Origin of the sequence: Bacillus infantis (assembly GCF_008180445.1) — a bacterium.
In the GTDB taxonomy this organism is placed as follows: Bacteria; Bacillota; Bacilli; order Bacillales; family Cytobacillaceae; genus Bacillus_AB; species Bacillus_AB infantis_B.
Window position 1 is genome coordinate 318,602 of sequence record NZ_VTER01000005.1, and the last position, 11,522, is coordinate 330,123.

10 protein-coding genes and 2 pseudogenes are annotated in these 11,522 nt (G+C 37.3%); 5 read left to right on the forward strand and 7 right to left on the reverse strand.

Annotated features, from left to right (window positions below; genetic code table 11):
* Positions 1 to 95: 95 nt before the first annotated feature.
* Together FZD51_RS11245 and FZD51_RS11250 are read left to right on the forward strand one after the other, a co-directional pair.
* Entirely contained in the window at positions 96 to 1,274 is a 1,179-nt protein-coding gene (locus tag FZD51_RS11245) for an MFS transporter (RefSeq protein WP_148974848.1), read from the forward strand.
* Between the two features lie 261 nt (positions 1,275 to 1,535).
* Positions 1,536 to 2,444 (forward strand): EamA family transporter, encoded by a 909-nt coding sequence (locus FZD51_RS11250; protein WP_148974849.1) that lies wholly within the window; start codon positions 1,536 to 1,538, stop codon positions 2,442 to 2,444.
* A gap of 668 nt (positions 2,445 to 3,112) precedes the next feature.
* Here FZD51_RS11250 and FZD51_RS11255 read toward each other — a convergent pair.
* From FZD51_RS11255 to FZD51_RS11275, 5 genes and pseudogenes are all read right to left on the reverse strand, one after another.
* The gene (locus FZD51_RS11255) at positions 3,113 to 3,493 is read right to left on the reverse strand and encodes a hypothetical protein (protein WP_148974850.1); all 381 of its coding nucleotides are present in this window, start codon (positions 3,491 to 3,493) and stop codon (positions 3,113 to 3,115) included.
* A 135-nt stretch (positions 3,494 to 3,628) separates the two neighbouring features.
* Entirely contained in the window at positions 3,629 to 4,057 is a 429-nt protein-coding gene (locus FZD51_RS11260) for a GNAT family N-acetyltransferase (RefSeq protein ID WP_148974851.1), read from the reverse strand.
* 44 nt (positions 4,058 to 4,101) lie between these two features.
* Complete coding sequence (locus FZD51_RS11265; protein ID WP_148974852.1) at positions 4,102 to 4,575, reverse strand: DinB family protein; 474 nt, start codon at positions 4,573 to 4,575, stop codon at positions 4,102 to 4,104.
* Positions 4,576 to 4,693: 118 nt separating this feature from the next.
* Positions 4,694 to 5,035, reverse strand: coding sequence for a YunG family protein (locus FZD51_RS11270; RefSeq protein WP_148974853.1), 342 nt, complete (start codon positions 5,033 to 5,035; stop codon positions 4,694 to 4,696).
* Positions 5,036 to 5,124: 89 nt separating this feature from the next.
* Positions 5,125 to 5,501, reverse strand: a pseudogene (locus tag FZD51_RS11275) (VOC family protein).
* Positions 5,502 to 5,824: 323 nt separating this feature from the next.
* On the opposite strand from FZD51_RS11275, the gene FZD51_RS11280 reads away from it, so the two are divergent.
* On the forward strand, positions 5,825 to 6,673 hold the full coding sequence (locus FZD51_RS11280; RefSeq protein ID WP_148974854.1) for an MBL fold metallo-hydrolase: 849 nt from the start codon (positions 5,825 to 5,827) through the stop codon (positions 6,671 to 6,673).
* 607 nt (positions 6,674 to 7,280) lie between these two features.
* Here the strand turns inward: FZD51_RS11280 and FZD51_RS11285 are convergent.
* Together FZD51_RS11285 and FZD51_RS11290 are read right to left on the reverse strand one after the other, a co-directional pair.
* Positions 7,281 to 8,759, reverse strand: coding sequence for an amidase family protein (locus FZD51_RS11285; protein ID WP_148974855.1), 1,479 nt, complete (start codon positions 8,757 to 8,759; stop codon positions 7,281 to 7,283).
* Positions 8,760 to 8,903: 144 nt separating this feature from the next.
* Positions 8,904 to 9,422 carry a YfiT family bacillithiol transferase gene (locus FZD51_RS11290; protein ID WP_148974856.1) on the reverse strand — a complete coding sequence of 173 codons (519 nt, stop codon included), beginning with the start codon at positions 9,420 to 9,422 and terminating at the stop codon, positions 8,904 to 8,906.
* A gap of 440 nt (positions 9,423 to 9,862) precedes the next feature.
* On the opposite strand from FZD51_RS11290, the gene istA reads away from it, so the two are divergent.
* Positions 9,863 to 11,287 carry an IS21 family transposase gene (gene istA, locus FZD51_RS11295; RefSeq protein ID WP_262380877.1) on the forward strand — a complete coding sequence of 475 codons (1,425 nt, stop codon included), beginning with the start codon at positions 9,863 to 9,865 and terminating at the stop codon, positions 11,285 to 11,287.
* Positions 11,265 to 11,522, forward strand: a pseudogene (locus tag FZD51_RS11300) (ATP-binding protein); the annotation flags it as partial. The gene istA and the pseudogene FZD51_RS11300, both read left to right, overlap by 23 nt.

Below are 11,522 nucleotides of genomic sequence, written 5' to 3' on the forward strand. Positions count from 1 at the left end.
CACCAATCACTTTTGAGAGTTGCACTTGGGATTATTATATCATAGAATGGTTGTAACCATTATAAATTTTTGATGGTTACAAAAGGGGGAGGGTTATGAATTTATCAACTAAGGTTACCTTAACATCCGGATTCTTTTTAAATTTTGCCGGATTTGCAGTGTTTTCATTTCTGGCAGTTTACTTATCTAATACACTGGGATTATCAGGCTGGGAAACGGGTACAGTATTAGCTTTGCTTACATTGTCTTCTCGAATAGTGCCTCTTTTTACCGGCAGTATGGGAGATAAGTATGGATACAAAAAGCTAATGGGGATTGGTCTTTTGCTAAGAGGGATAGGTTTTGTTTCCTTGGCATTTTCACATTCATTTGGTTATGTTTCATTAGCAGTTTTATTAATAGGAATCGGGGCAGCATGCTACGAACCTTCCGCTTTAGCATTTTTTTCTCTAGAAAAAAATCCTGAATTAAGAAAGAAATCCTTTTTATATTTAAATTTGGCTTTAAATGGAGGGGCTGTTATAGGCCCGCTGCTCGGAGGGATTTTACTGCTCACTAACCCCCGTTTGCCTTTCTTAATTAGTGCAGCCATTTTTATAGCTTTGTATTTAGTTCAATTGATTATTTTACCCGAAAAGGAAAATATCAAAAGAAATGATTCAAGGTCCATATTAGCTGGAGTCCCCCATATACTTAAAAACAAAAGATTTCTCTTGTTCTGTTTTTCCATGATATTCTTTTGGTTTATGTTTGCTCAATTAACTGTAGCTTTGCCATTACATATGTTTAAGATTTCTAATAATGAAAGTCTCGTTAGCCTCGTGATCACAGTCAATGCCCTGACAGGACTGATTTTCATGCTGGTTTTCAAAAACATGTATATTAAATCAAGTGCCATCTTTTTATTAGCAGCAGGAACCATGACAATGGCTGTATCTTTACTTTTTATTAGCTTTTCCCCAAATCCCCTGTGGCTAATTATATGCATCCTTGGTTTCACAGTAGGCGAAACCCTGGTTCTTCCCTCCTGTGATATTGCCATATCGGAATTTCTTGACGATCAGTACAACGCAGCTTATTACGGATTTTCCGATCTTTCATTTGCTGCAGGGGCAACATTAGGTAACTTCACAGGTACTTTATTATTGGAAATCTATCCATCCGGTTCTTTTGTTCCTTGGATTATCTTTTCAGGTGTTGGGTTTTTAGGGTGCTTTCTTTTAAGCAGGCAGATCCTTCTGCAAAGGGACGATAAAATTGTATCCCCAAATTAATGAGGCCTACTTTAAAGCCATGGGGACAGACCCCTTGGCCCAAACCAGGGGTCAAGACCCTTGGCCCTCTAAAAAGAGCCAAGGGACCTGACCCCCTGGCTCGCCGTTGACAATAGGCACTTTTATTCTTATACTTTTAAAAGAATTGAATAATAAAACCGATTTAGGACGTGGATTTTTCTAGAGCTAGCTCTATTTTCGCCACACAATTGTCAGTTGACGGTTGTGTGGCTTTTTTATGTAAAGAAAGGGGCAGAGTAAATGAAAACTTGGCATTATGCACTAATCGTTTTTTTAGGTGGATGCTGCTATGGGGTGTTGTCTACTTTTGTGAAGCTTGCTTATGCAGCAAATTTTTCGGTAACAGAGGTAACGGGTGCCCAATATTTATTTGGGGTCTTACTTACCTGGGTGCTGGTTATGTTTAAAAGGAAGCAAAAAATTTCTTTAAATCAAGCTTTCAAATTACTGTTATCTGGAATTCCGTTTGGTTTGACAGGTGTGTTTTATTATCAGGCGCTGCAGACACTAAATGCTTCACTAGCCATCATTTTTTTATTTCAATTTGTATGGATTGGTACGCTTTTCGAGTGGGTCTTTCATAAGAAAAAACCAACAAAAGGGAAAATCATCTCAATTGGTATTCTTATTATAGGCTCAATTCTAGCTGCAGGCTTACTTGCCAAAAGTGAAGTTGCTCTATCCTTGCATGGGTCTGCTTGGGGGCTTCTTTCGGCTTTAACGTTTACTACTTTTATATTTCTCAGCAGTTCAGTCGGAAAAGATACTCCGCCTGTCCTGAAAAGTGCTTTCCTATCTACTGGTGGTTTAATTGTCGTACTTATAGTATATCCACCAATGTTTCTGGTTGATTTACCTGTCTTAATGGGGGTAGCCCCGTATGGTTTATTACTTGGCTTGTTTGGTGTTGCCTTACCACCACTTTTATTTTCAATCGGCATGCCCCATATAGGACCAGGACTGGGCACGATTTTGACTGCTTCGGAACTTCCAGTAGCTGTAACATTATCAGCACTTATACTAGCTGAATTTGTAAGCTTTTCACAATGGCTGGGAGTGGTCATCATATTAATTGGGATTGTCGCAGGCAATTTAAAACCTAAAGATCAAATAGAAGCTGTGTCTATACAAACCAAATCCGTTTCGTGATTTAGACATGAGTACCGAGCCATGGGGACAGACCCCTTGGCCCAAATTAAAAAGAGCCATGGGACCTGACCCCCTGGCTCTTAAGTTTCCCGAATTCACCATTATAAGGATTAAAAAAATACCTTTCTTCTGTTCTTTTAGAATGAAAAACATAGACTTTCTCATTATTGTACTTCTGGAAATGTATATATACTAATGATTCTTGCTGCTTATCCTCTAGAGAGCTTAGAGCTTCCTCTACTGTAAAATGGGGTTTACATATAAATATCGATATTGGTATGAGCAGCAGGATTATTAAAGATATTGCTTGAAACAAGTTCTTAAACCTTGTTTTAGACCTTAAGAAAAGGACTATATTAAAGATTATGATATAAATTAAGTAAACTGATATGTTACTAATCCACATAATATCTCCAAATTTATCAATCATAAGTAAGATCCATATATATTCAAGTACACTAAAGATTAGAATGCTAAAAAGCATTATTTTTTTTATCACGATTCAACACTCCCTCTAGTGAAACTTGTTACCTGAATAGAAGAATTAGGAGTAAGCGTAAATTTTCAACATGCATACTTAAAAGTTCAGTGCTAACACTCCGTGTCATTTCTCTTTTTGTGCACAATATCCCTTTTTGGACTAATCTGCCTTTAGCCTAATATGAACTCTATTCAAAACTATTTTCGTATATATCAAAAAACTTCGATAATTCCACGCCTTGTTCTTGAATATTTTTATCCATCCCAGATAATTGCCACCCATATTGTTTGTATTCTTTATAGTTACTATCACTAACGGGTTCTAAGTCAAACTCCTTAGCTGCTGCTGCAAAGGCTTCCTTGTAGTCCAGCTTTGCCTGTTCTAATGCTTTTTTAGAATCTTTAAATATCGGCATTCCTTCAGCATTAGCTCCTATTTCATATGCCTTTTCATTACCAAAATCAATGCTTAATTTACTAACATCATAATCATCAACAACTGTGGCTAAGGATTGGTTATCACAAGAAACTAACAAGATGATTGCAAAGATAATAAATAAGCCCCTCATTCGTACCTCCATTTATCATGCTATTTTGTTATAACCTTATAGAATAGACGTTTTTTCTATAAAATAAGTTCCGCCTCTTTTATGGCAGAAGAAAAGCTGCCTGGTTTGGCGCTCTGGAACATAAACATATGTATTTCAACAACTCAATTTCGATTTAAAATAAATGATTTCAGGGTCTCCATCATCTAAGTTTTCAACCACCCCACTCTGAATGAAACCATTTTTTTCAAATACTCTCTGCATATTAATATTAGAGTGATTTGTAGAAGAAAACACTTTGGCTGTTGGAGATGAGCTAACCATATAGTCCAACAACAAACTTGCGAATCCCTTTCTTCTGCTGGAAGGGTTTACAATAATAAGGGAAATAAAGGTGCATTCAAAGAAATTAATATCATATATCAAAAAACCGGCGATAACTTCGCTTTCTTTCGCAACTATACATTTTCCAAGCTTTATTGACTTCTCAATATAATCTCTTCTGCTGGAGTTTCCTATCACTTCTCTGTCTATTTGTACTAACTTCTCCAGGTTTTCAATACTGGCTCTAACGATTGTCTTCACCCTACTCCCCCTCTATGACTATCATTTCAGATAATCACTTGATGTCATTCAAATAGTTGTACGTTTGGTTCCCGCTTAAGAATGTGAACGATCATGGCATGCAGCTGACCTCGATGATGGTAAAAATGCGCCTGCGTATCAAGCAGCCACTCGTACCGCGAATGGACAGCCCCGAAAAAGGAAGTAGTCTCCCGCAATAACTCTGTATCATCAAGTCCGGCTACAGCATCTCTGAAAAAAGCATAATTGTCTATCAGTGTTGAAGTTATAGCCTTCAGATTCGCTTTTGGTTCTGCCTCTTCGTAATAAAGGTCCAGTTCCTCCTCAGATGCCCCTAAACCAATCAGGAAATCTGCTTTGCATATAACCGACATGTGCACGAGCAGCTCACCAATTGACCATTTTTCGTCTGTAGGTTTGATGTCCAGATCTTTCTCGTTTAAAGTATTTATCAGCTTGACTACCGAATCAATCGCCATATCCATCTGATTTATAATTCCTTTACAATACACGTTCATTCTATTTTCCCCTTCTTAACTTTGTTTTTGGCCTACGGACTAAGCTAAATTCCTTCTTCAATTAACCTCCCTCAATAAAAGAATCACCCTGTCTGTTTGATTTCTCTTTTAAACGCCTTTATAAAAGTAACTCTACACTTTGCTTCAGATAGTCATATTGTTTATGATTTGTATCCAAGAATGCTTCTTCTCGATTTGAAAAGATGTCCAAATATCTGATTTCTTCATTGAACTGTGAGACAGTAAAATCGTAACGTATACCATTAATTTCGTTGTAAAAATGCCATCCCTCTAATAACAGTGTCTTTCTTATAGTTCCGCCAAGAATATCATTTACTACCAACGCTGTTACACCGCATTGGCCTTTAGCCGGATTTTCTTTGGTCCATTTGGAACTTGAATGAATTGACCAGGATACTAATAACGCTTTTTGCAGCGTCACAATTGTTGATTCCCTCACGTAGAATCTCCTCTGGAAAATTTTTGATTGCTTTTCTATTTAACAAACAAAAATGCTGTAGGCACTCCGAAAACGATCCTATAAGACTCCTATTGGCAAACGCCTAAAGGATTATTGTCCGGATCATAGAAAGTAAAAAATTTAGTTGATCCATCTCCACCTATCGGATCAACTTTCACTTCCTTTCCAATAGAAGTTTGCGGGTTTCTTCTATGTCGTTAGGAATAAAATTATAATATTTCCCGACCCCAAAATTATTTTCCGGAAACTTCATTGGCTGATGATTTTGGATTTTAACCAAACAAACTACTGTTTGGGATTGATCTCCAATCCGCATCACAGCTGCCTCTTCTTCAATATAAATTAGTTGAAAACCAAGTATTTCCTCATACCACTTTGCAGACAACTCAGGATCAGTAACAGGAATAAACACTCCTTCCATACCTTTAAAAAGTGCAGTTGCCATAATTACATCCCCTTGTTAATATTTGTATTGATTTCATTTCGACAAATTTGTATGTAACCCCTCTTTAACTAACCCCTTTAGTAATACAAGCTCTTCTCTTTCAATAGATGTGGTCCAAACGGACAACAGATAAAATATTCTGAATTTAACCAATGCACAGATAGGTATTATGTTATAATTTTCCTTAATAAAACAAGGAGGTACAAGTCCAATGGTAAAAGAATAATTCAGAGAAAATCTTAGACTATTTTAATGACTTTAAAATAAGCATGTGGATTTTCTCTTTTATAAAATGAAATGAAAGAAAAGAGGAAAAAAATAACATGTTAACTAAATATAGTGATACTATTTATTATTTATCTAATCAAGATGATAAAGAACGACCAACATTAGGACTCGTATGCGGTGAACGATATAGTCTCATAATAGATTCTGGTAATTCTCCTCAGCATGCTAAGGACTTTTTACTTGAAATCGGGAACCTGAACGTCCCCCCAGTCAAATATGTTGTTATTACCCACGCACATTGGGATCATTTCCTAGGGATGAATGAATTTGATGCTACCGTTATCGTTAGCAGTATCTCAAGTGAAATAATAAATAAATGGCAAAGTTTATCCTATGACGATCGTTCACTGCAAAAGTATGTGGGTACTAATCAAATGAGTACCATGTGTATGAATGTTATACAAATTGATATGCCGGACAGAGACAGTTTTAAATTGAGATCTCCAGATGTAATCTTTGAAAATAAGCTTACTATTGATTTAGGTAATAAGATTTGTATTCTGGAAAATATCCACAGTACGCATACAGATGACTCTACAATCATCTATATTCCTGATGAGAAAGTTGTTTTTCTAGGTGATTGCACTTATGGAACGACCACAAACTCTTTATTTCACTACAAGCAATCTTTATTATTGCCTATGATTAAAGATATTCAAAAATACGATGCGGAAATGTTCCTTCTTGGTCATGAATCTATCTGTGATTTAAATGAAATGAATCTATATTGGGAAGAGTTAACAGCAGCTAGTCAAGTTGTAAAGACCACATCACTAGAGGACGCTCTAGAGACTTTCAAAGCAGAAAATAAAAGGGAACCTAATGATAATGAACTATTTTTCATAAAAGCATTTGTTAATGACCATATTATTCAGTCACAATAATTCGTAAGTCACATCTTTAAAAACTGGCCACCTCATTAATGTTGGTAATGAGGTGGTTTTTTAGTTAGTTGTATATGTTTAAGCTTTTCTCCTACAAATACTGAATAGTTTGTTTTAACGAGAGATAAAAACTCACCTTCACTTGGTCAACAACCTGCTCCTTTAATGGTATAAGAAAAGCTGCCTGAACTGGCACTAGAATTTAATTCTTACCTGCTAGATGCTTGTAATCTAACACTTCTACTTTAAATCCATGACTACGGCCAATTTAGGACTATCACAAGAGAAATACCCTAAATTTAACCTGATCATGAGAATAGTTGCCAGTTGCATCTCTTCCAGTGACATACCAATCTCTTGCATAAGGTTTGATCTCCTTTGGCTCTGGAGCATTAACATAGTCCTCATTTGTAATGAATAAAATAGGATCGTAAAGAGAGCGATCATTTTCTTCACGATGGCCACTGCTATCATTTTTTATTAGTTTCCCCATCGCAATACGACTAATCCACTAATACCCATCTTTGTCCAACTGTTTCCTTTGTTTTACTAAAAGAGAGATTAAGTAACCTGCCCCTCTTATGTAATATGAATAGATGGACCTACGCTATTCACTATCCTTCTCAATGATTGGGCTTTTTCTATGGTTAGTAGCCTGTTCAAAGGCATAAGCATATTTAATTAATTTTCCTTCACTGTACGCTGTTCCTGCAAAGGTAATTCCAAAGGGCCGGCCGTCTTGTTTATAACCAGCAGGTATGGCAATAGATGGATACCCTGCCTTCGCACTAATGGTTGAACCTATATAAGAGGGAAAAAGAATTGAGTCCAGGCTGTATTTTTCCAAGGCCAGGTCAATGCCTTGATCCTGAGAAAAATACAGGTCTTCCAGTTTACTTAGTAGATAATCGGGGTTTCTTAATGTATTGGGAAAGCTATCCCTTTGCACTAATTTATCCTGTCCATATTTTAAGGCTTTTTCTTTGTTGAACTGATTATATTCAATTAAATCTTTGATTGAATGAATAGGTAAGTTTGCGGGAAGTTTTGAAAGAAAATTATCTAAACTGTGTTTCAATTCATAGAGATTGACTCCCCATTTCCAATCTCTATGAATTGAAGGCATTTCTATTTCCTTGATAATTGCTCCCTGCTCTTTAATAACTTGTATAGCCTTTTGAAATAATGCTTCATCGTACTCATCTGAATTAAGAAAATCTTGACCTGAATTTTTTAATATGCCGATGCGAGCTCCTTTAAGGCCATGAGTTTCGAGGTGTATAGAATAATCCTGTTCTATTCTTCCTTCACTTTTAAAGGTCGCAGCATCTTCCTTATCGAGACCCGCTAGAACCCCGAGCAAAATGGCTGCATCTGTAACATTCCTTGCCATTGGCCCGGCAGTATCCTGAGAATATGTAAAAGGGATAATACCGCTTCTGCTAATTAAACCTACAGTTGGTTTGATGCCCACTACTGAGTTTTGTATAGCAGGACTAAGAATGGAAGCATCTGTTTCTGTCCCTACAGATAAAACCGTAAAATTAGCAGCAACTGCCACAGCGGATCCAGAACTAGAACCGCCCACAAAAAGATCAGAGTCTCCATAAGGATTTAACACTTGTCCTCCTCTCGAACTATAACCGGCCCACATTGTGGTTGACATGGCATTTGCTAATTCAGTCATATTCGTCTTGCCTATAATAACCGCCCCTGCTTTACGCAGCTTTTCAACAAGAAATGCATCTTTCTCTGCAATATAATTCTCCAATGCAATTGTACCTGCACTTGTATGCATTGAATCCGAAGTTTCAATATTATCTTTTAAAAAGACAGGAATGCCATGCAAGGGGCCCCTAACGCCCTTTGTGTTTCTTTCATTGTCAAGGGCTTCAGCTATAAAGATAGCTTCCGGGTTAATTTCAAGGACAGAATTCATTCCCGGTCCATCCTGATCATATTTCGCTATCCGATATATATAATACATCACTAACTCTTTTGAAGTTATTACCCCATTTTCCATGGCACTTTGAATCTCATAAATCGTTAATTCATCTTTGTAAAACCTATTAAATCTAATCGTCATTATAATGCCCCTATCATATTGCTACTTTACATTATTTTACCGTTTTTATTTCTTAACGATTTTTCTTTATACCATTCTATCCCTAATCTGCCTCGTCTGTTAAAAAAATCAACGCAGCCATACTCTAAAAGGGCTCATAGTCCATTACCAGCCCTTACGATCACACAAAGAAGTAATATGTGCAAGATGGTGGCGCCCGTGCCAAGCATAGATTCCTATATTTTTACCTACTGTAACTTCACCAGAGTCTGGGTGGATAAACGTCTTTTCCAAATCAGCTGGACTTAGGCTCCGCAAAAGGTCTGTCCAACGTTTGTGCAGTGCTTCGAGCAAAGTTAGTGAAATATCAATTGGCAGTTTATAATCAGACAGTTCCGCCCACTTCGTTTCATCATATGGTTTAATGACAGGTTTTGTTTCTGTAAGAGCCAATTTAAAGCGAACGTAGGCATTCATATGACTATCCGCAAGGTGATGTATTACTTGCCGAACAGTCCACCCACCTGGACGATAAGGTGTATCAAGCTGTTTATCATCTAAGTCCTTCACAGCATCTCGCAGCAATCTTGGTAAATTTTCAATCTCATCGATCCAGTCCCTTGTAACACTGTTAGTAATCTCACCATCAAATTGAAAATTGCCAATTGGATATTTCAAATCCATCTGCTATTCCCTCCTAATAGAGCCATGGGGACAGACCCCTTGGCCCAATTGATAAAATAGGTTTCATAAATATTTTTCCTACCCTTCCCCTTTTGTATAAGAAAAGCTGCCTAACTTAGAACTTAACCACCCTTACTTAAATAAGGAGAATTTATGGCTCATTCGTTTATGTAATTAATAACCTCATCAATATAGCTGACTAAAGGCCGGTTAGTATCTACAATTAAACAATGAAAATCAATTGGTTTTTTGCTATTTTCTATAGTATGTACAAACGCTGTTTATTGCAAAATAAAAGTGCAGAACTTTGCAAAGTAAAAATGCAGAGTGATGCACTATTTTTATAGGGCATAAAAAAAAGACTTGCCAGTCACCCCAAGTCCCTCTACTGTAATTGGTGTCGAATCAATTTAGAGTGGAGGAAAGAAAGGATGCTAGCAATGTCTGATATCAATTGTATCAAACTTCTACGAAACAACAAAGGCTTATCAATTACCAAAATACAAGAATTACTGAAGATTAATTGGAGGACGGCGAAGAAGTACGCTGATGGAGAACAGCTCCCGAAAGAAATGACACCTAAGAAAAAGGGCTTAATGTATGAAGGAAAATGGGGAGAAATCGTGTCTGACTGGCTATTTGAGGATTCCAAGATGAAGCGGAAGGACAGAAGGACTAACAAGCAGTTATTTAACGAGCTCATAGACTTGGGTTTTACGGGGTCCTATCGGACCGTCTGTTACTTTATACAAGAGTGGAAGAATACACATAGTGAAGGAAAAGATAAAGGTTTCGAACGATTGGATCACCCTCCTGGCGAGGCACAAGTGGACTTTGGAGTAATGGAGGCAGTTCAGGAAGGTGAACTAGTAGATATCCGGGCATTAATCATGTCTTATCCTTATAGTAATGCTGGCTTTGCAGTTCCTCTACCAGCTGAAAATCAGGAATGTTTTCTATTTGGGTTAAAGGAGCTTTTCAAACAATCCGGTGGAGTCCCTATGAGAATAAGAATTGATAATTTATCTCCAGCAGTTAAGAAAGTGCGCTCAAAAATGGAAGAAGCACAGCTGACAGACGAGTTTGTCTCTTTCCAGAATCACTATGGGTTTGAGGTTCAAGCATGTAATCCAAGAAGCGGTCATGAAAAAGGGAACGTGGAAAATAAAGTAGGTTACATTCGGTATAATTTCTTTAATAAGGCACCGGTAATGAATAATCTTGAGGACCTAACACAACAATTGGAGAAACAATTGATAGAGGACAGAAATCGGTTGCATTATGAGAAAGACGTATTCATCCACGAATTGTGGGACCAGGAGAGGAAGCATCTCCTCCAGCTGCCAGAAACCGATTATCCTGTATTCAAGGAGGAACTTGGCACTGTAAATAAACTCAATGAAATGAAGATTGATCAGAAACTGATTCATGTGCCGAAAGCTTCCAACTACAGCCAGCTTCATATCCATTTAACCTGGGATACAGTAAAAGTGATTTCCCCAGACGGGGAAATTTTGTTGGACGATTATCGGCCATATATGAAAAAGAGAAAGAGCTTACCTTGGTTATCTATTTTTAAAACCTGGATATCTAAACCCAGAGCAGTTGCTTATTCAAGATATAAAAAGTACCTGCCCGGCAGGGTTCATGACTTTGTGCTGGTAGAGAATTTAATCATACGAAAAGACCGTTTAAATGCAATAGCAAGCTTATTGATTACACATGATATGAAGCAAATAAACGAAGAATTTTATGATCTCATTGCCCAGCAGAAATTAGGGGCCGAAGATGATCCCTACGGGATTAATATGGTGAAATATGATGCCCTAGCGGAGGTACCTTATGAGCACTCAGTTACGAAGTAAATGCAAGTCGTTGAGGCTAGCTTATGTTCCAGATGTCTACGAGAATATCCCCTTCGAAAGTAGGGAGCAATTTCTAAACGATATTTTTGATGAGGAATTTAGATTAAGAGAAGCAGCAAAGGCTCAGCGGCTAATGAAGAAAGCAAAATTCTTAGATAAGAAAAATCTCGAGACCTATGAATGGAACGACAAAATACACTTTCCTTCACATCTTACCAAAGGAGAATTGGTGGAC